Raw genomic sequence first — 18,427 nt, 5'->3', positions numbered from 1 at the left:
AAACGAGGACGGTTGCGTAATGGGAAAACAAGCTGCGGTTTATATTCTGGCGAGCCAATATAACGGCACTTTGTATATCGGTGTAACCAGTAATCTGATTCAACGAGTCTGGCAGCGATTCAACGCGAGGAGCAACTTAAAAAGTGGAATAGACAATGGAAAATAAATTTGATCGAAAAGATGAATCCGACATGGAAAGATTTATGGTCGGACTTGGTGTAAGGCTGGATTCCCGCCTACGCGGGAATGACGAAGTATTCGGGGCAAAGACATGAACGCAACTGCATCCATCGTTTCCAAAGTCTGGAGTTTCTGCACCACGTTGCGCGATGACGGGGTGGGTTATGGCGATTATCTGGAGCAACTCACGTATTTGATTTTCCTGAAGATGGCGGATGAATACAGCCAGCCGCCGTATAACCGCACCGTGGATATTCCTGCCGAGTACAACTGGCAAAGCCTTAAGCTCAAGCGTGGCGCGGAACTGGAGGTGCATTATGTGACGCTGCTGATGGAGCTGGGCAAAAAGCCGGGAATGCTGGGGACGATTTTTACCAAGGCGCAAAACAAAATCCAGGACCCGGCCAAACTGTACCGCCTGATCGATATGGTGAACGAAACCCAGTGGGTGACGATGGGCGCTGATGTGAAGGGCGACATCTACGAGGGACTGTTGGAACGCAACGCGGAAGATACCAAGTCCGGTGCAGGGCAATACTTCACGCCGCGCGCATTGATCCGGGCAATGGTGCAATGCGTGCGCCCGGAACCCGGCAAGACCATTGCCGATCCGGCGTGCGGCACGAGCGGATTCTTTCTGGCGGCGTATGATTTTCTGGTCGCCGAGCATGCGATGGATAAAACACAAAAAGCATTTCTCAAACACGAAACGTTTTTTGGCAATGAAATTGTCGCGAGCACGAGGCGCCTCGCTTTGATGAACATGTTTTTGCATAACATTGGCGAGATCGACGGTGACAGCATGATTTCCCCGAATGATGCGCTGGTCGCGGATTCCGGCCGCCGCTTCGATTACGTGCTGGCGAATCCGCCGTTCGGCAAGAAGAGCGCGATGAGTTTCACCAATGATGAAGGAGAACAGGAAAAAGACGATCTGACCTATAACCGGCAGGATTTCTGGGCAACAACTTCCAACAAACAACTCAACTTCGTGCAACATATCCGCACCATGTTGAAAACCACCGGGCGGGCGGCAGTGGTGGTGCCGGATAATGTGCTGTTTGAAGGCGGGGCGGGGGAAACAGTACGCAAGAAACTGCTGGAAACCACAGAATTGCACACGATCTTGCGATTGCCTACCGGTATTTTCTACGCTAATGGCGTGAAAGCAAATGTGTTGTTCTTCGATAACCGAGAAGCCAGCAAAGAACCGTGGACGAAAGAAGTCTGGTATTACGATTGCCGCACCAATATTCATCACACGTTAAAAAAGAAACCACTGCGTTTTGAGGATTTGCAGGAATTCATTACTTGCTATAACCCGCTCAACCGCCACGAGCGCAAGGAAACATGGAGCGAGCAAGGCAACCCGGAAGGCCGTTGGCGCAAATTCAGCTTTGATCAAATTGTTGCGCGCGACAAAACCAGTCTGGATATTTTTTGGCTAAAGGATAAGAGTTTGGCCGATTTAGACAATCTGCCCGAGCCGGATGTGCTGGCGGGTGAAATTATCGAGAACTTGGAAGCCGGGCTGAACAGTTTCAGAGAAATTGCAGCGGCGCTGTCAGATTAAAGTCAATTTAAGGGGTGAAGGAGGCAAAGATTTTCGGACTGCCTTCTGGAACGGAATATCAGTTCTATTTTTGGGACCAATGCTTAAGTTTCTGGCTGCTATCAAAGTACAAATAAGTTCCGGTTCCAACACCCAAAAAATCAGCGCCAACAATTACAGAATCCGATCCAGGAAGATGGTATTCCCATGTGTCTCCACTGGCACTTTTGCGCGTTCCAAAACACCATTTACAAGGAAGTCCCCAGGAAGCTATCACTTGTTCTTGTGTCATACCAGCGACTAATTGCTTTAGATCGATCGCCCTACGTATTTCTTCCGGCATGCTGGCGTCAGATAATACATCTTGTCTGATTCTGTTTTCTCTTACTGCGCCGCATCCATTAAGCAATAGGATTGCTGCTATTAATGTAATAGAGAATTTCTTATTCATCGAGAAAATAATCCATAGATAATTAAATTTTCTGCTACTTTGTTCATTTTAGTCTTTATATTGATAGATATGGCAGTTTATTATTGAAAGTAATTGAGAAAACGTCATACCAGAGCTTGCAATCCGGTGGATGGTGGCAAGGATCCATATAACCCCGGCAAAGAAAAGGGATTGGCTATTTAGGCCAATCCCTTGTTTGTATTGGTAGCGAATCCCAGATTCGAACTGGGGACCAACGGATTATGATTCCGCTGCTCTAACCACTGAGCTAATTCGCCATATGCATAGACGCAAGAGGCGGCATTCTGCCTTTGAGGGGATGGTTTGTCAAGCTCAAAAATGTGACTTGACAAGGGTTTATGCGTGTTTTCATGGGATTGAAGCCAGTTCATTTGCGCTTTAAATCAATGTGGGTGATTAAAGTTTATTGACGAAGATGCGCGGACATCGGATTCGTCGGCTGTTATGAATAGAGTCCCGTGTTCAGCGGGTATGCAGTTTGTGTTACCCGTCCGTTACAAAGCGGCTGTATAATCAGTTTTATGAAATTCGATATGATAGTGATTGGTGGCGGACTCGTTGGGGCAAGCCTGGTGGCTGCGCTGAAGGATAGTGGCTTGAAAATAGCGTTGATAGAGCCGCATGAGTCCATGCCATTGCCGCGAGATGAGAGTTGGGACAGCCGGGTCTATGCGATTAGCCCGGGGAGCGCGGCTTTTCTGGAAGAATTGGGGGTGTGGCAGCGCTTGGAAGCTGAACGTGTGGCACCGGTTTATGAGATGGCGGTATTTGGTGATGACAATAGCTCGCACCTTAATTTTAGCGCGTATGAGATTGGCATATCGGAGCTGGCATTTATCGCGGAGAATCGCCAGCTACAAACAGCCGTCTGGGAAGTGCTCAAATCCCCGAACGAGAATATACAAATACTGTGTCCAGCAAAATGTACTGCAATTGTCTGGCAGGAGTCGCATGTCGATGTGCAATTGGCGGACGGCAGTCAGCTTCAGGCTGCATTGGTGGTAGGTGCGGATGGCGTAAATTCCTGGGTGCGCAGGCAAGCTGAAATCGATGTGAAACAACATGCCTACAACCAGATTGGTGTGGTGGCAAATTTTAGCGCGGAATTGTCGCACCGTCATATTGCGCATCAGTGGTTCAGGCGGGATGGTGTGCTGGCGTTGCTGCCGTTACCGGATAAGCGAGTTTCCATGGTTTGGTCTACCAGTGAAGAACAGGCGGAGATACTGCGCAATTTACCGGCGGAAGATCTCTGTCGACAGGTGGAAGCCGCCGCTTCGCATACGCTGGGTGCATTGCAACTAATTACACCGCCGGTGGGTTTCCCGTTAAATTTTGTGCATGTGGAAAAATTAGTTAAGCCACGACTGGTACTGATCGGTGATGCAGCGCATGGCATTCATCCGCTGGCTGGACAGGGTGTTAACCTGGGTTTGCGGGAAACACGGGAACTTGCAGCGATACTCAGTGCGCGGGGATTGCAAACAGATTGTGGTGATTTTATGTTGTTGCGGCGTTACGAGCTGGCGCGCAAGGAAGATATATTGGCTTTAGAATTAGTGACCGATAGCTTACAGAAACTATTCAACAATTCCAATCCGACGCTGGCCCGATTACGGAATCTAGGGCTTGAAATAACCAATCGCTTGCCGCTGATTAAGAATCAACTGATGCAGCACGCATTAAATTAAATTACATTACATTTTTAAAACTGGAGTCATTATGACTATACGCTGGAAGCTTTTCATTTCAATCTTGGTATTTGGTTTTTTTTCTGAAGCAGTCTGGGCTGATGAAGAAGCTTTAAGAAAGGCTATTCAACCCCATTTCGCGGATAGTAAAATTGAAAGCTTGAAGAAAACGCCTTATTTGGGGTTGTATGAGGTGGTTGTTGGTGATGAGGTGTTTTATACCGATGATAAAGCCAGTTATTTCTTCTTTGGTCATGTGATCGACACCAAGACCCGGACGAGTATGACCAGTGAACGGATACAGGAGATTAAGGCTGCTCGCCGTGTTCCGCTAGATTCTTTGCCGTTGCAATCGGCGATCAAGGTCGTGAAAGGCGATGGCAAGCGCCGAGTGGCGATTTTTACTGATCCTAATTGCCCATACTGCAAGCAATTGGAAAAAGAATTGCTCAATGTAACGAATGTTACGATCTATACCTTGTTGTATCCGGTGCTCAAAGGATCTATGGAGTTATCCAAAAAGATCTGGTGCTCAGATAACAAAATTAAAGCTTGGGATGATTTTATGCTGAAAGGTGTTGCGCCAACGAGTAAAGATTGCGAAACACCTTTGGACGTACTGGTGAAGTCTGGTCAAGAGAATAAAGTAAGCGGCACGCCAACTTTGATTTTTGCAGATGGCTCGGTTGTGGGCGGCATGATTCCGGCGACAGCGATTGAAGAAAAACTGGAAAGTGCAAGTAAGAGCAAATAAAGTTTCAAGTTGAACATGCTTAAAAAAGCTTGCTGGAGTAATGCAGCAAGCTTTTTTTATTGCTGCGTCAATGCAGGGGGCGTATAGCCACGAGGCATCAACACCCACATTTTCCCCGACTGCTTCATTCTGCCCGCTTGATTACCCGCTTCATGGCCAAATCCCCAGAAGAAGTCAGCGCGGATTCCGCCTTTGATGGCACTGCCGACATCCTGTGCGACCATGAGCCGGTTCAAGGGTTTGTTGGTATTTGGCCAGGTGGTTGCCAGAAATACCGGTGCGCCTTGCGGGATTGAGAGCGGATCGATGGCGACGCTCCTCCCGGCTGTTAATGGCACACCCAGAGCGCCGATCGGGCCGGATAAATCGGCGGGTAGTTCACGAAAAAATACGTAACGTGCGTTTTGTTGCAACAACGCAGGCAACTTACTCGGGTTTTGTTGCCCCCATTGCTTGATGCCTTGCATGGATGCTTTTTCCAAGGGTAAGTCGCCGCGCTGTACCAGAAGTTTACCAATAGAGTTATACGGATGGCCGTTCTGGTCGGCGAAGCCTATTTTTATCATTTCTCCGTTATCGAAAACGATTCGACCGGAACCTTGGATGTGCAGAAAAAACAATTCCACTTCGTCTTCCACCCACAAGAGTTCATAACCGTTCAATATTTTCGGGTTAGTCATGATTTCTGCCCGGCTGTAATAAGGGACTATTTTGCGCCCATCCACTCGGCCACGCAGGCGCAGGTCTTTAAGCTCCGGATAGGCTGCGCCTAAATCTATGGTCAGAAGTTCATTAGGTGTAGCATAAATCGGATAGCGATAACGGCTGGAGGGTTTTCGGCTGCCTTTGAGAAGCGGTTCGTAGTAGCCTGTCACTAATCCTTCTTCACTGTTATCGGTGTTGATAATCTGATAGGGCGTGAAGTAGCTTTCAAAAAAAATTCTCAGCGTTGTGTTATTGGGTTTTTGCAGTGCAGTAGCCGCTTTGCAGTTTTCTTTCCAGACCGGTTGTTTGCTTAAAACCGTACAACTTTTCAAAAAAGCCTGCCATGCAGGTAACAGATCATCATCCGTCCAGCCATTTAGCGCAGACCATTGAGCGCGTTTATGGATGGATTTTGTCAGCGGTTTTTCGGGCGGTGGTGTGACGGTTACGGTCGGCTGACTCGGTGGCAAGGTGGGGCTGATTGTTCCGGTCGTACAGGCAGTGAGTAACAGGAACGAAGCAGCTACAATAAAACTTAATTGGTTTTTCATCAAATATTGGTTAAAGTGACAGCTTGGTTTCTTAACTTTATAGCAAACTTAAATTATGTGGTTACTTGCAGTCGAAGCAGCTGTGGTATTAGGATTATTGCTTTTTGTCGTCTGGTGGACCATGTTTTCAGGTAAAAAAAAGAAGGATGATGAAAACAAAGACTGATAGATAGCAGCTATTCAGCCCGTTATTATATATTCTGATTGAAATATTGCCAGATTATGTCCCGTCACACCGGATTCTCAATATCAATAAACTGATGCTGGATACCGAATTTTTGTGCAATGTGGTCACCTAATGCTTGTACACCATAACGCTCCGTTGCATGGTGCCCCGCAACGATAAATGCGACACCGGATTCCCGTGCAGCATGAACATTTTGCTCTGAGATTTCACCAGTGATGTAGGCATCAACACCTTGCTGGATCGCTGCTTCAAAATAGCCTTGCGCGGCACCGGTGCACCATGCGATGCGCCGGATAGTTTTATCGGGATCGCCGATTATCTTCGGTTTGCGTAACAAAGTCCGTGATATTTTTTCACCCAAAGCACTCAGGGTTGTAGCTTGGGCTAATTCTCCCTGTACTGCGATGTCCTGATCGCCAAAATGACCCGTTTCGATAAATCCCAGTTTCTTTCCCAATAGTGCATTGTTGCCAAACTGCGGATGCGCGTCTAACGGCAGATGATAGGCAAATAAATTGATTTGTTGGTGCATAAGCAATGCAATGCGGCGGGCTTTTATGCCAGTGATGCGTGTATCTTCTCCGCGCCAGAAATAGCCATGATGAACGAGAATGGCATCTGCCTTGGCTGTCGCGGCTGCTTGCAGAAGATCGAGTGAGGCCGTAACGCCACTAATCAGGGTAAGAATGTTGCTGCGCCCTTCCACTTGCAGGCCATTTGGGCAATAATCATGGAAGCGGGGTATATCCAGTAATTGATTCAGATGGTTTTCCAACTCATCTCGATGCATTGATTTTCTCCTTCGCGCATATACTACTATCAATAGTGCCGCAATAATTTTAATTTTGGAGTAACACGCTTTGATGTACAGACTCTGGTTGATTTTTGCACAAACGGCAGCAGTGTTGCTGGCTATTTTTTTTGTGATCTCCACGCTACGGCCTGAATTGCTTCCCTGGAAACCCCGGGGGGAAATCGTGACGGTCAAAGAGGCCGCGCCTGTCGTTGATACGGAAAGATCGGACAGTTATTCCAAGGCGGCCGAAATAGCCATGCCGTCCGTTGTCAACATTTTTACCAGTAAAGAAATAAAAGAAGAACCTTCTCATCCGTTGCTGAATGATCCCATGTTTCGCCGATTCTTTGGCGAACAATCTGAGTCCAAAGCGCGGCGTACATCAAGCCTGGGTTCTGGCGTGATTGTCAGTCCTAACGGCTATATATTGACCAATCATCATGTGGTGGAAGCTGCGGATGAAGTAGAAATTGCCTTGGTCGACGGTAGAAAAGCCAAAGCAAGTATTATCGGCTCGGATCCTGAAACAGATCTGGCAGTGCTGAAGATAAAACTGGAAGAATTACCCGCCATAACTTTTGGCCAGTCACAGCAGGTTAAAGTGGGCGATGTTGTACTGGCAGTAGGAAATCCTTTTGGCGTCGGGCAAAGTGTTACCATGGGTATTGTCAGCGCAATGAGCCGGAGCCGGGTTGGGATTAATACTTTTGAAGATTTTATTCAAATCGACGCGGCGATCAATCCAGGTAACTCGGGGGGGGCACTGACCGATACGTCGGGTAATTTGATCGGTATTAATACGGCGATTTATTCAAGCAGCGGTGGTTCACTCGGTATTGGTTTCGCCATTCCTATTCATGTTGCTAAACAGATCATGGAACAAATTATCCAGTCCGGCAGCGTGACCCGAGGCTGGTTGGGTGTCAGCATGCAGGATATGACGCAGGATCTGGCAGAATCATTTGGTCTGGATAGTCCGATAGGGGCCTTGGTGGCGAGTGTGCTCAGAGATGGTCCGGCAGACAAAGCGGGTATCAAACCTGGCGATATCATCATAGCTGTCGAAGGTAAGCCGATGAAGAATTCATCAGACATGCTGAATCGGGTTGCGGCATTGTCGCCCAATGACAAGGTTGCAGTCACTGTGATCCGCAATAAGCAGGAAAAAACAATCCAAGTCACAGTAGGTATACGGCCTAAACAACAGTAATCGCATTCAAGAAAATCAAATCTGAAGCAAGCTAAAATTTATGAAGAATCTATTACCAGCTAACGGATTTTTATCCGTGATTGCCCAATGGTTTAGCGCTAATATTTTTGCATTAGGGCGTGAAATGCGGCTGTCTTATTTACCACCGCTGATGGTTTATGTGGCTGCAGGTATTTCCGGTCTGACAGGTATTGTTGGCACATTTTACGTGAAGGAAAAGCTTGGGCTCTCCGCCGAATTTCTAGCCATGCTTGGATTTTGGATGATGTTGCCGTGGGCGCTGAAAATGCCTTTGGGCCATTTGGTTGATCTGGTATGGCGCTGGAAGGGTTTGTTGGTGTATCTAGGGGCCAGTTTGATCATGCTGAGCTTGCTGATCATGATCGGATTGCTTGGGCATACCGAAGCGATGGCAGCCATGGCTTCGGTTGAAACTTGGTTTGTTATATCGGCTTTACTGGCTCCGATTGGTTATGTTTTACAGGATGTGGTGGCAGATGCGATGACCGTTGAAGCAGTGCCGCGTGTCGATGAGAATGGTCAGAAGCTGGACCCGGATAAACGGAAATTGATGCATGTCACCATGCAAACCTTGGGGCGTGTTGCCATCATCGGCGGGGGTGTGCTGGTATCCATCGCCAATGTTTTTTTGTTACGTGATGCTGGAACGCTGCCAGAAGCTGAGAAAGAAGCTGTCTATTTATTTGTTTATCAATTGGCATTAATTATTCCGCTAGTTTCAATTTTTGGTGTGGTCTTCGCATCCTGGTTGCAGCGGCGTGACATGAAACGTTTTCTTGCTCAAGGTCATAGCCGGCAGGAAGCAGGTGTATTGCTGGGTCTTCATTCGGAGCCACCATCCATTAACTGGTGGATTCTGGGCGGGGGATTGGTTTTTACTGTCCTGTCACTGGGTGTCGGTCTGAGCCGTATATCCGGTGGAGAAGAAATCGTATTTATTATTTCCATGGCAATCGTGATATTTCTGATGTGGCGATTGACTGGAGAGCTTGAACCGGATGCGCGTAATGTGCTGGTCGGTACAGCCGTTATGATATTCGTATTTCGTGCGATTCCCGGGCCGGGTGCCGGTTCCACCTGGTGGATGATTGATACATTGGACTTTGATCAGCAGTTTCTCGCCGTATTGTCTTTAGTTGGCGCCGTACTGACACTATTCGGCATGTTTATTTTCCGCCGCTTTATGGCCGAACGCTCGATTGCATACATCATCGGCTTTCTTACCATCGTCGGTACCTTCCTTTCGGCGCCGATTATTGGCATGTATTTTGGTCTGCATGAGTGGACTGCTTCAGTAACGGGGGGCGTAGTCGATGCGCGTTTCATTGCGCTGATTGATACCGCACTGGAATCACCGCTGGGCCAGATTGCTATGATTCCGATGTTGGCTTGGATCGCAAATTCTGCACCGGAAAAGCTTAAAGCTACATTTTTTGCGGTGATGGCATCCTTTACGAACTTGGCCTTGTCGGCTTCACAACTGGGAACCAAGTATCTCAACCAATTGTATGAAGTGAAACGTGAGGTGAAAGATATTGCTTCAGGTCAAGTGACTATTCCGGCAGACTATAGCGAGTTAGGGCATCTGTTGATTACCGTCACAATTATTGGATTTGTATTGCCGCTGATTACGATTCTGATCGTCAAGCATTCACGCTTTCGTAACGCTTGATTAACCCCGGCTCTATTCAATTTCTTCACAGACTGTATAGTCAAGTATCTGAAATATAGATGATTCATGTGCGGTTAAATTAATTCCTGCTGAATCCGTTATCACTTTTGCCGGTGTGCATAGCGGTTTCGAGTTATGTATGCGGGTATTTTCTAACCCACAAAAACTGAAGCGTTTTTTGTTTCATGCATCAGTGTTTGTATTTGATAAAGGAGATTCTATGAAGAAATTTTTTCTTATAATGGCTCTAATGTTCCTGTTTACCGGCACTGCATTTGCAGCTGTCAATATCAATACAGCTTCGCAAACTGAGCTGGAAGCTCTGCAAGGGATTGGCCCTGCCAAAGCAAAAGCGATCATTGAGTATCGTGAGAAAGTCGGTCTCTTTGCTTCGATAGATGATTTGGAAAAGGTCAGTGGTATTGGTTCTGGAACTGTCAAACAACTGCGTGATGTGGTTACCGTAGAAGGTGAGAAAAGTGCAGAGGCTCCAGCTAAACCGGAGTAATGTTTTTGTTTTAGATTAAAAAACCCCTTCTGAAGAAAATTCAGAGGGGGTTTTTATTTGGATGAGTGCAGTGTTTCATTGCAGGCCGCATGTGTGATAATCTCAAACGATCTAATATAAGATTAGCGCTCATGTATAAAACGATTGAGAATTTTGTTGGTAATACGCCCTTAGTAAAACTTAAGCACCTGCCTGGAGCAACCAGTAATGTCATACTCGCCAAGCTCGAGGGTAATAATCCGGCCGGTTCGGTAAAAGACCGGCCGGCGTTGTCGATGATTTCTCATGCGCAGAAACGCGGAGAAATTAAACCGGGTGACACGCTGATTGAAGCAACCAGCGGCAATACCGGTATCGCGCTGGCAATGGCTGCCGCAATTATGGGTTATCGCATGGTATTGATCATGCCAGAGAATTTGAGTATAGAGCGGCGGCAATCCATGAGCGCATACGGCGCAAAAATTATACTCACTCCAAAAGCAGGAAGTATGGAGCATGCGCGGGATTTAGCGGAAAAGATGCAGAATGAAGGACAAGGGATAATTCTTAATCAATTTGCTAATCCGGATAATCCTTTGGCGCATTACGAAGGCACGGCGCCAGAAATCTGGCGGGATACCCAAGGAAAGATTACACATTTTGTCAGTAGTATGGGAACTACCGGTACGATCATGGGTTGTGCGAGATTCTTTAAAGAACAGCAATCAACGATTAAAATTATTGGTGTGCAGCCGGAAGAAGGGGCGCAAATTCCAGGTATTCGCAAATGGTCCCCGGCTTACTTGCCTAAAATATATGATCCAAAACAGGTTGATGAATTGTTATACGTTTCTCAAAATGAAGCTGAAGACCTGACGCGACGGCTGGCCAGTGAAGAGGGAATTTTTGCGGGTATCTCATCAGGTGGTGCCTTGGTGGCTGCGTTAAGGATATCCGCTCAAGTTGAGAATGCGGTGATTGTGTTGATTGTTTGTGACCGCGGCGATCGTTATTTGTCTACCGGGGTTTTTCCTGCTTAGAGAAATTTGCACGGTAATTGGGTGCATCTTCAATTTTAAGTCAGTGCGACACAGAATTTTTTGCAATAAAGTTCATTCAGGCAACGTTTATAATTTATAATTTGTATCGCTTACGCAAGACGTAAGAGAATTGGCTGAGTTCGTTATTAGAATAAAATATCCAGGTTTTACATCAGGCTGTCCTGCTGTCTTGTAGTTATAACATGACGCTGGAACAGGTTAATAATGCACAGAATCAGATTCTGTTAGCCATCTGAATAATGATACGCAAAGTATCAGTACAATTTAGGTATCCAGCTCGGAATGTTAAACAATAACTTCTCACTCCCTATTCGTGTCTATTATCAGGATACTGATGCGGGTGGCGTGGTATATCATCCAACATACCTGAATTTTATGGAGCGGGCACGCTATGAATGGCTCAGGGAGTTGGGATTTAATGTCAATTCATTGATTGAAATTCATAAGATCTTGTTCATGGTGCGTTCGCTTGAAATTGATTATTTCAAGCCAGCAATACTGGATGATTTGTTGAATGTGACGGTAGCAGTTGCAGAGATAGGCAGGAGTCGTATCACGTTATCTCAGGAAATATTATGCAACCATGTCAAGCTAGTGAGTGCCACGATCCATGTGGTGTGTGTCGGCGCAGAAAAGCTCAAACCAGTGAGTATCCCTGTGCCATTACGTGAGAAAATTGGGAAGTTCGCATGAGTACAACAGTAACACAAGACATGTCATTTCTTCATCTGATCAGTAGCGCCAGTTTGCTGGTGCAACTGGTGATGTTGATTTTAGTATTGATTTCACTGTCATCGTGGTGGTTTATTTTTCGTAAATTATTCGTCATACGCTATGAAATAAAGAAAACAGATGAATTCGAGGATATTTTCTGGCGTGGTGTCGATTTGAATGCATTGCATCAACGCATCATCAGTTCACGTTATGAGTCGGGCAGTTTGGAGCGAATATTTGCTGCCGGTTTTGGTGAATTTAACAAGCACCCGGCCGGATCTGATCTTGACGCGGTGATGGAAAGCACCCGCCGAGCCATGCGCGCTACTTATCAACGGGAAATGGATCATCTGGAATCTCACTTGTCATTCCTGGCCACCGTTGGATCAGTCAGTCCCTATATTGGCTTGTTAGGCACCGTCTGGGGAATTATGAATTCTTTCCGCAGCTTATCCAGCGTTACGCAAGCAACCATTGCGCATGTTGCACCCGGAATTGCGGAAGCCTTGATAGCAACAGCGATGGGATTGTTTGCGGCAATTCCGGCGGTAGTTGCTTATAACCGTTACGCCAGCAGAACGGATCAACTGGCAACACGGTTTGAGAGCTTTATGGAAGAATTGTCCAATGTGTTGCAACGGCGAGCAGCCGAATAGAAAGAACTGAGGGGATTTTATGGCGCGTCGTGCCAAACATCGATTAATGAATGAGATCAATGTGGTGCCGTACATTGATGTGATGCTGGTACTGTTAATTATTTTTATGATTACAGCGCCGATGATTAACCATGGACAGATCGAGTTACCGCAAATTGGTAAATCCTTAGCGACACCAGTAGCGCCTCTGGAAGTGATCATTAAGGCAGATGGCAGTCTGACTTTGCGTGATCGTGCCAAAACAGCGGCAGAACAGAAAGTAGACAGAAACCAATTGATTGAAGCCATTAAACAAAAGCAGGCGCAAAATGCTGAGCAACCGGTCGTGATTGCAGCTGATAAAAATGTGCGTTACGAAGAAGTGATTAAAGTAATGGATATTCTGCAGCAGAATCAAGTGCAGAAAGTGGGTTTGCTGGCTCAACAAAAATGAACGATATGTAATGAGTGTGAGCATCTTACGCAATTCATCCCCTTCCGAACCTAGAATATTATTGGCTGGTGTACTGGCGCTACTGGTACATCTTATTTTCGTTGCGATAATGATTTTTGGTTTGGATTGGAAGGACCATCCACCAGAAGGCATGGTTGTCGATATATGGACTGAGTTACCTAAGCCTATCCAGGAACCAGTCAAAACTCAACCGCCTCCAAAGCAACCTAAACCAGTTCCAGAGCCCGTCAAACCTAAACCGGAGCCGGAGCCGGAGCCAACTAAACCAGAGCCGCCCAAACCGGAACCAGCCAAACCGGAGCCGGTTAAGCCTGAACCGGTCAAGCCTGTGCCACAGAAAGCAGTTGTGGAACCACCTGTAAAAAAACCCGATATCGCGTTGAAGCAGAAGCCTGAGCCGATTAAAGAGACTAAGCCGGATCTGGAAGAACAAAAGAAAAAAGAACAAGAAAAAATTAAAGAGCAGGAAAGATTAAAAGATATAGAGAAGCAAAAAGAACTTGAAAAAAAGAAAGAGCTAGATAAACAAAAGGAATTGGATAAACAAAAAGAACTAGAAAAGCAGAAAGAACTGGAAAAACAGAAGGAACTGCAGAAACAGAAAGAAAAAGATCTGGCCGCACAACAGCAACGTGAGCGGGAAGCAAAAGCACAGCGGGAAGCCGATGCGAAACGCGCTGCACAACAAGCTGCGGCAAGGAATCAGGTAACAAATGAGATATCGAAATATAAAGCCCTGATTCTTGCCAAGATAAAGAGCAGAATCGTGATGCCACCGGATTTGCCGGGTAATCCGGTTGCTGAATTCAACGTTACACTGCTCCCAGGCGGTGATATTCTCGATGTCAGGTTAAGCAAGAGTAGCGGGCACGCGGCGTTTGATAATGCGGTTGAGCGCGCAATCTTTTTGTCAAAACCATTACCGCTACCGCCTGATCCTGCATTATTTAATGAATTTCGTAATTTGAACATTACGGTGCATTATCGTGAATGATTGTTATAATCGATGGGGAATTTTTTGTTATTTGAAAATTTAATACTTATGTCATTACATCGGCCCAAACCTATTTATCGTGCATTGATTCTGCTTTTATGTCTGATCAGTGCGCCCGTGTACGCGCAACTGAATATCGAGATTTTTGGTGGCGGAGCGTCGCGCATTCCTATTGCTATTGTTCCTTTTGCTGATGAAAATAAACTTCAGCAAAGTATTACGCCAGTGATTAGTGCTGATTTGCAACGGACTGGCTTGTTTAAACTGGTTGATCCTGCTGGCCTGTCGCCGCACGCACCTGGGGAAGTCGTATATGCTGACTGGGCCAATCGTGGCGCTAATGCATTAATAATTGGCCGTGTAGTCCCGATATCCGGCGATCAGGTGGAGATTCAATTCCGTTTGATGGATGTCGCTAAAAAATCGCAATTGACTGGTTTGGCGATCACGGTACCTACGGCACAATTGCGTATGGCGGCGCATCGTATTGCGGATGTTATCTACGAAGCATTGACGGGCGATGTGGGGGTATTCAGTACCCGTATTGCTTATGTGTTGAAGCGCGGCAATAAGTATGCGCTTCAGGTCGCTGATGCGGATGGCTATAACGCCCAATCCATCATTGAATACTCAGAACCGATTATTTCTCCTGCTTGGTCACCCGATGGCAATCAATTGGCCTATGTTTCATTTGAGAACAAAAAGCCGATTGTTTATGTGCAAAAATTAGCGACGCGTGAGCGTCGGGCGGTTGCCAGCTTTAAAGGCAGTAACAGTGCGCCAGCCTGGTCTCCCGATGGAAAAAAACTGGCTGTTGTATTGACCGGGCAAGGCGGATCGCAAATATTCCTGGTGAATGCTGATGGAAGTGGCTTGCAAAGATTAAGCAGAAGTTCTGGGATCGATACGGAACCGAACTTTTCACCTGATGGCCGATATATTTTATTTACTTCCGATCGTGGCGGCAGTCCGCAAATTTATCGAATGTCCGTAACCGCTACTGAAACCAGTAATGCTGAGCGGCTTACTTTCGAAGGTAGCTACAATGTCAGCCCGGATTATAGTCAAGATGGTAAAAGTTTTACTTTTATCCATCGGAACAATGGTCAGTTTAACGTCGCTGTTCAGGAAATTGGATCACGACAGGTACAAATACTGACAAACTCCAAATTTGATGAATCGCCTAGTTTTGCGCCTAACGGCAAGATGATCTTATATGCAACTGAGATTAACGGGCATGGTATATTATCCGCAGTTTCCAGGGATGGACAGACAAGGCAGCATCTTTCAGTACAAACAGGTGATATAAGAGAGCCAGCATGGGGTCCTTTACCAACTTGGAAGTAATGTTTTTAATTTAAAGGAGTTATAAATGAGGAAATTATTAGGTATTTCATTGATTGTTCTGTTATCAGCTTGCGCCAGCCAAACCACGCAACCTGAAGTTGAAGATCTCACAGCAGGTGCGGGTGCTGGTTCAGGGAGTAGTGACTTGACAGGAGCAGGCTCTGGCAAACCAAGCTATTTCAGTCAACTGCAGGATCCTAATAGTATTTTGTCTAAGCGTAGTGTTTATTACGACTATGATAGCTACTCTGTGAAAAATGAATACAGAGAGTTGGTTCTGTCTCATGCCAAGTTCTTGCGTGATAATGCGAGCGCCAGCGTAATTCTGCAAGGGAATACCGATGATCGTGGTAGCCGTGAATACAATCTTGCGTTAGGGCAGCGTCGTGCCGATAGCGTCAGAAATATGATGACCTTGGCGGGCGCACGCGATGAGCAAATTGAATCGGTCAGCTTGGGCGAAGAAAAACCGCGCGCATTGGGACATAGTGAATCGGCATGGAGTCAGAATCGCCGCACAGATATTCTCTACCGGGGTGAATAAAGATGCTGATACGCGCTTTCTTACTGTTATTGTTGCTGAGCTGCAATGTTAGTTATGCAGCTTTGTTTGGCGATGATGAAGCACGCGAACAGATTACCGCATTACGTAAGCAAGTCAGTGAAATGGAAGCGCGTATTGCTAAGATGGAGCAGGCACTGAACAGCCAAGCGTTACTTCAGCTTTATGCACAAGTTGAAACGCTTGGGGCTGAATTGGGAAAACTGAACGGACAAATAGAAATGCTGAGTAACGACAATGCCTTATTACAGAAGCGGCAGCGGGATTTCTATATTGATTTGGACAATCGGTTGCGCCAGATTGAACAACCTGGTAAGAAGAGTTCTTCCGCTCCTGCAGCGCCAGCAAGCTTTTCCGATAGTACCTCGGGCAAAGAACAGACAGCGGCACCGCCTGCTGGTTTAGTGGTGCCGGAAACTTTATCATCCGATGGAACTGCTGCTTCTTCCGGCGCGCCCGATGCAACGGTGGCATCAGCAAATGAACTAGCACCCGCCGGTCCAGCAGAAAATAGCGCCTATAAAGAAGCGTATGACTTATTCAAAAACGGTGAATATGCAAACGCTATTGCACAATTTGAAAGCTTCCTGGGGAGTTATCCACAATCCAATTTGGCACCTGGCGCTGCTTATTGGATTGGCAATGCGCGCTACGCACTGCGGGATTATCAACTGGCAATCAATGCGCAGAAAAAATTGATTAGCACGTACCCAGACAGCAGCAAGGTGCCGGATGCATTTCTGAATATTGCTAGCAGCCAGCAGGAAATGGGCGATAGCAAGGCGAGTAAACATACGTTAGAAAATTTGCTGGCAAAATACCCGAATAGTGACGCCGCAAAAAAAGCCAAGCAACGCTTGGCTAACATCAAATAAACTCCTTGCTTGAACAAATAGTCTGCCAATTGTTGATTTCTGCATTACCTTCAAAGTAATATAATCTGCTTCTTTCTTCATCCAGGCGATCAATCATTATGCAAGCGTTAGAGACAACAACCTTGCGTATCAGTGAAATTTTCTATTCGTTACAAGGTGAAACCAGTCGAGTCGGTTTGCCAACGGTTTTTGTGCGTTTGACGGGTTGCCCTTTGCGCTGCGGTTACTGTGATACTGCCTATGCTTTTACCGGTGGTGAGAATCTATCGATAGCAGAAATACTGAACCAGGTGGCTCGCTATCAAACGAATTATGTAACCGTGACCGGAGGCGAGCCTTTAGCGCAGAAAGCTTGTTTGGATTTGTTAACTACATTATGCGATGCACAGTATTCCGTATCACTTGAAACCAGCGGCGCATTGGATTTATCCAGAGTAGATGTGCGTGTGTGCAAAGTTATGGATATCAAAACCCCGGGTTCGGGTGAAGTAACTAAAAATAATTGGTCCAATCTTGTTCATCTGAAACAACATGACGAAATCAAATTCGTGCTGTGCGATGAGACAGACTATCAATGGGCTTGCGAAATCATTCATACCAGGCAGTTACAGCAAATATGTCCAATCTTGCTTTCACCCGTTTATGGCAGCTTGGATCCCGCGACACTGGCAGCCTGGATATTGCGCGACAGCTTGCCGGTAAGGATGCAGATTCAGATGCATAAGCTGCTGTGGGGAGAGGGGCCGGGACGTTGAAGTTTGTAAAGTTGATCAGCGCATGAAAAAAGCAGTGGTATTACTATCCGGCGGATTAGATTCTGCAACCGCACTGGCGATAGCCCGGAACAGGCAATTCGAGTGTTATACCTTGAGTGTCGATTATGGCCAGCGGCATCGATCAGAATTAGAAGCAGCACGGAAAGTCGCTCAAGCTTTAGGTTCTTACGTCCACCAAGTTATCAAACTCGATCTGACAACATTCGGTGGATCAGCGCTCACAGACCGCTCAATTGAAATTCCAACTTCTGGAGAGAAAACAAATATCCCCGTCACTTATGTGCCCGTCAGAAATACCATTATGCTGTCGCTGGCGTTGGCATGGGCTGAAACATTGGATAGTCAAGATACCTTCGTCGGTGTGAACGCAGTCGATTATTCCGGCTACCCGGATTGCCGCCCGGAATACATTACGGCTTTTGAAAATATGGCGAATCTGGCAACCAAGGCAGCCATTGAAGGCAAAAAACTGACCATTCATGCACCGCTCTTGCATATGACCAAGAAAGAGATTATCCAGGAAGGAATTGCTTTAGGTGTCGATTACAGTTTAACCGTTTCTTGTTATCAGGCTGATGAGCTGGGACGAGCTTGTGGTGTTTGTGATTCTTGTCGTATCCGGCGTGCTGGATTTACTGCGGCAGGCGCAATCGATTCAACACGTTATCTGGTTAACTCATGAGTAATTACAATTGACCTGAGTTTAATTA

General features: G+C 46.4%; 20 protein-coding genes and 1 tRNA gene. 17 read left to right on the top strand and 4 right to left on the bottom strand.

Features of this window, described 5'->3' with window-relative positions; all coding sequences use genetic code 11:
* The first annotated feature begins 19 nt into the window (after positions 1–19).
* Together ACH10T_RS10090 and ACH10T_RS10085 are read left to right on the top strand one after the other, a co-directional pair.
* A complete protein-coding gene (locus ACH10T_RS10090) occupies positions 20–166 on the top strand; it encodes a GIY-YIG nuclease family protein (protein WP_394809151.1) in 147 nt (48 codons plus the stop codon).
* 105 nt (positions 167–271) lie between these two features.
* Entirely contained in the window at positions 272–1,753 is a 1,482-nt protein-coding gene (locus ACH10T_RS10085) for an N-6 DNA methylase (protein WP_394809150.1), read from the top strand.
* Positions 1,754–1,817: 64 nt separating this feature from the next.
* Here the strand turns inward: ACH10T_RS10085 and ACH10T_RS10080 are convergent, their stop codons facing one another.
* Together ACH10T_RS10080 and ACH10T_RS10075 are read right to left on the bottom strand one after the other, a co-directional pair.
* Positions 1,818–2,183: a hypothetical protein gene (locus ACH10T_RS10080; RefSeq protein ID WP_394809149.1), complete on the bottom strand. Its 366-nt coding sequence runs from the start codon at positions 2,181–2,183 to the stop codon at positions 1,818–1,820.
* Positions 2,184–2,385: 202 nt separating this feature from the next.
* Positions 2,386–2,461: transfer RNA gene (locus ACH10T_RS10075), tRNA-Met, on the bottom strand.
* 264 nt (positions 2,462–2,725) lie between these two features.
* Here ACH10T_RS10075 and ACH10T_RS10070 point away from each other — a divergent pair.
* A complete protein-coding gene (locus ACH10T_RS10070; protein ID WP_394809148.1) occupies positions 2,726–3,895 on the top strand; it encodes a UbiH/UbiF family hydroxylase in 1,170 nt (389 codons plus the stop codon).
* Between the two features lie 31 nt (positions 3,896–3,926).
* Positions 3,927–4,649 (top strand): DsbC family protein, encoded by a 723-nt coding sequence (locus ACH10T_RS10065; protein WP_394809147.1) that lies wholly within the window; start codon positions 3,927–3,929, stop codon positions 4,647–4,649.
* Positions 4,650–4,705: 56 nt separating this feature from the next.
* Here the strand turns inward: ACH10T_RS10065 and ACH10T_RS10060 are convergent, their stop codons facing one another.
* On the bottom strand, positions 4,706–5,905 hold the full coding sequence (locus tag ACH10T_RS10060) for a murein transglycosylase A (protein ID WP_394809146.1): 1,200 nt from the start codon (positions 5,903–5,905) through the stop codon (positions 4,706–4,708).
* Positions 5,906–6,135: 230 nt separating this feature from the next.
* Entirely contained in the window at positions 6,136–6,882 is a 747-nt protein-coding gene (locus ACH10T_RS10055) for a Nif3-like dinuclear metal center hexameric protein (protein ID WP_394809145.1), read from the bottom strand.
* A gap of 73 nt (positions 6,883–6,955) precedes the next feature.
* Between ACH10T_RS10055 and ACH10T_RS10050 the strand changes: the two genes are divergently transcribed.
* From ACH10T_RS10050 to queC, 13 genes are all read left to right on the top strand, one after another.
* Positions 6,956–8,098, top strand: a complete 1,143-nt coding sequence (locus ACH10T_RS10050; RefSeq protein ID WP_394809171.1) for a Do family serine endopeptidase — start codon at positions 6,956–6,958, stop codon at positions 8,096–8,098.
* Between the two features lie 40 nt (positions 8,099–8,138).
* Entirely contained in the window at positions 8,139–9,791 is a 1,653-nt protein-coding gene (locus ACH10T_RS10045; RefSeq protein ID WP_394809144.1) for a hypothetical protein, read from the top strand.
* A 220-nt stretch (positions 9,792–10,011) separates the two neighbouring features.
* Positions 10,012–10,299, top strand: a complete 288-nt coding sequence (locus tag ACH10T_RS10040; protein WP_394809143.1) for a ComEA family DNA-binding protein — start codon at positions 10,012–10,014, stop codon at positions 10,297–10,299.
* Between the two features lie 131 nt (positions 10,300–10,430).
* Positions 10,431–11,318 carry a cysteine synthase CysM gene (gene cysM, locus ACH10T_RS10035; RefSeq protein ID WP_394809142.1) on the top strand — a complete coding sequence of 296 codons (888 nt, stop codon included), beginning with the start codon at positions 10,431–10,433 and terminating at the stop codon, positions 11,316–11,318.
* Positions 11,319–11,621: 303 nt separating this feature from the next.
* Positions 11,622–12,032 carry a tol-pal system-associated acyl-CoA thioesterase gene (ybgC, locus tag ACH10T_RS10030; RefSeq protein ID WP_394809141.1) on the top strand — a complete coding sequence of 137 codons (411 nt, stop codon included), beginning with the start codon at positions 11,622–11,624 and terminating at the stop codon, positions 12,030–12,032.
* Positions 12,029–12,709: a protein TolQ gene (gene tolQ, locus ACH10T_RS10025; protein WP_394809140.1), complete on the top strand. Its 681-nt coding sequence runs from the start codon at positions 12,029–12,031 to the stop codon at positions 12,707–12,709. The genes ybgC and tolQ overlap by 4 nt, the downstream gene beginning before the upstream one ends.
* A gap of 19 nt (positions 12,710–12,728) precedes the next feature.
* On the top strand, positions 12,729–13,142 hold the full coding sequence (tolR, locus tag ACH10T_RS10020) for a protein TolR (RefSeq protein WP_292926850.1): 414 nt from the start codon (positions 12,729–12,731) through the stop codon (positions 13,140–13,142).
* Between the two features lie 10 nt (positions 13,143–13,152).
* The gene (tolA, locus tag ACH10T_RS10015) at positions 13,153–14,157 is read left to right on the top strand and encodes a cell envelope integrity protein TolA (RefSeq protein ID WP_394809139.1); all 1,005 of its coding nucleotides are present in this window, start codon (positions 13,153–13,155) and stop codon (positions 14,155–14,157) included.
* A 48-nt stretch (positions 14,158–14,205) separates the two neighbouring features.
* Positions 14,206–15,504 (top strand): Tol-Pal system beta propeller repeat protein TolB, encoded by a 1,299-nt coding sequence (tolB, locus tag ACH10T_RS10010; RefSeq protein ID WP_394809138.1) that lies wholly within the window; start codon positions 14,206–14,208, stop codon positions 15,502–15,504.
* A gap of 25 nt (positions 15,505–15,529) precedes the next feature.
* Entirely contained in the window at positions 15,530–16,048 is a 519-nt protein-coding gene (gene pal / locus ACH10T_RS10005; RefSeq protein WP_394809137.1) for a peptidoglycan-associated lipoprotein Pal, read from the top strand.
* 2 nt (positions 16,049–16,050) lie between these two features.
* On the top strand, positions 16,051–16,941 hold the full coding sequence (ybgF, locus tag ACH10T_RS10000) for a tol-pal system protein YbgF (protein ID WP_394809136.1): 891 nt from the start codon (positions 16,051–16,053) through the stop codon (positions 16,939–16,941).
* Positions 16,942–17,039: 98 nt separating this feature from the next.
* Positions 17,040–17,696 carry a 7-carboxy-7-deazaguanine synthase QueE gene (queE, locus tag ACH10T_RS09995; protein WP_394809135.1) on the top strand — a complete coding sequence of 219 codons (657 nt, stop codon included), beginning with the start codon at positions 17,040–17,042 and terminating at the stop codon, positions 17,694–17,696.
* A 22-nt stretch (positions 17,697–17,718) separates the two neighbouring features.
* Positions 17,719–18,399 carry a 7-cyano-7-deazaguanine synthase QueC gene (gene queC, locus ACH10T_RS09990; protein WP_394809134.1) on the top strand — a complete coding sequence of 227 codons (681 nt, stop codon included), beginning with the start codon at positions 17,719–17,721 and terminating at the stop codon, positions 18,397–18,399.
* Positions 18,400–18,427: the final 28 nt, after the last annotated feature.

This window comes from Nitrosomonas sp., from assembly GCF_043753625.1.
Taxonomy (GTDB): Bacteria; Pseudomonadota; Gammaproteobacteria; order Burkholderiales; family Nitrosomonadaceae; genus Nitrosomonas.
This window is presented reverse-complemented; position numbering and strand designations above follow the sequence as displayed.

What these genes read in the sequence shown, in the direction of transcription:
- pal (WP_394809137.1), top strand. Translation starts at nt 15,530, where the DNA reads ATGAGGAAATTATTAGGTATTTCATTGATTGTTCTGTTATCAGCTTGC.
- ACH10T_RS10065 (WP_394809147.1), top strand. Translation starts at nt 3,927, where the DNA reads ATGACTATACGCTGGAAGCTTTTCATTTCAATCTTGGTATTTGGTTTT.
- queC (WP_394809134.1), top strand. Translation starts at nt 17,719, where the DNA reads ATGAAAAAAGCAGTGGTATTACTATCCGGCGGATTAGATTCTGCAACC.
- ACH10T_RS10045 (WP_394809144.1), top strand. Translation starts at nt 8,139, where the DNA reads ATGAAGAATCTATTACCAGCTAACGGATTTTTATCCGTGATTGCCCAA.
- ybgF (WP_394809136.1), top strand. Translation starts at nt 16,051, where the DNA reads ATGCTGATACGCGCTTTCTTACTGTTATTGTTGCTGAGCTGCAATGTT.
- tolB (WP_394809138.1), top strand. Translation starts at nt 14,206, where the DNA reads ATGTCATTACATCGGCCCAAACCTATTTATCGTGCATTGATTCTGCTT.
- ACH10T_RS10070 (WP_394809148.1), top strand. Translation starts at nt 2,726, where the DNA reads ATGAAATTCGATATGATAGTGATTGGTGGCGGACTCGTTGGGGCAAGC.
- ACH10T_RS10040 (WP_394809143.1), top strand. Translation starts at nt 10,012, where the DNA reads ATGAAGAAATTTTTTCTTATAATGGCTCTAATGTTCCTGTTTACCGGC.
- ybgC (WP_394809141.1), top strand. Translation starts at nt 11,622, where the DNA reads ATGTTAAACAATAACTTCTCACTCCCTATTCGTGTCTATTATCAGGAT.
- ACH10T_RS10060 (WP_394809146.1), bottom strand. Translation starts at nt 5,905, where the DNA reads ATGAAAAACCAATTAAGTTTTATTGTAGCTGCTTCGTTCCTGTTACTC.
- ACH10T_RS10085 (WP_394809150.1), top strand. Translation starts at nt 272, where the DNA reads ATGAACGCAACTGCATCCATCGTTTCCAAAGTCTGGAGTTTCTGCACC.
- ACH10T_RS10050 (WP_394809171.1), top strand. Translation starts at nt 6,956, where the DNA reads ATGTACAGACTCTGGTTGATTTTTGCACAAACGGCAGCAGTGTTGCTG.
- tolR (WP_292926850.1), top strand. Translation starts at nt 12,729, where the DNA reads ATGGCGCGTCGTGCCAAACATCGATTAATGAATGAGATCAATGTGGTG.
- queE (WP_394809135.1), top strand. Translation starts at nt 17,040, where the DNA reads ATGCAAGCGTTAGAGACAACAACCTTGCGTATCAGTGAAATTTTCTAT.
- ACH10T_RS10055 (WP_394809145.1), bottom strand. Translation starts at nt 6,882, where the DNA reads ATGCATCGAGATGAGTTGGAAAACCATCTGAATCAATTACTGGATATA.
- tolA (WP_394809139.1), top strand. Translation starts at nt 13,153, where the DNA reads ATGAGTGTGAGCATCTTACGCAATTCATCCCCTTCCGAACCTAGAATA.
- ACH10T_RS10080 (WP_394809149.1), bottom strand. Translation starts at nt 2,183, where the DNA reads ATGAATAAGAAATTCTCTATTACATTAATAGCAGCAATCCTATTGCTT.
- tolQ (WP_394809140.1), top strand. Translation starts at nt 12,029, where the DNA reads ATGAGTACAACAGTAACACAAGACATGTCATTTCTTCATCTGATCAGT.
- ACH10T_RS10090 (WP_394809151.1), top strand. Translation starts at nt 20, where the DNA reads ATGGGAAAACAAGCTGCGGTTTATATTCTGGCGAGCCAATATAACGGC.
- cysM (WP_394809142.1), top strand. Translation starts at nt 10,431, where the DNA reads ATGTATAAAACGATTGAGAATTTTGTTGGTAATACGCCCTTAGTAAAA.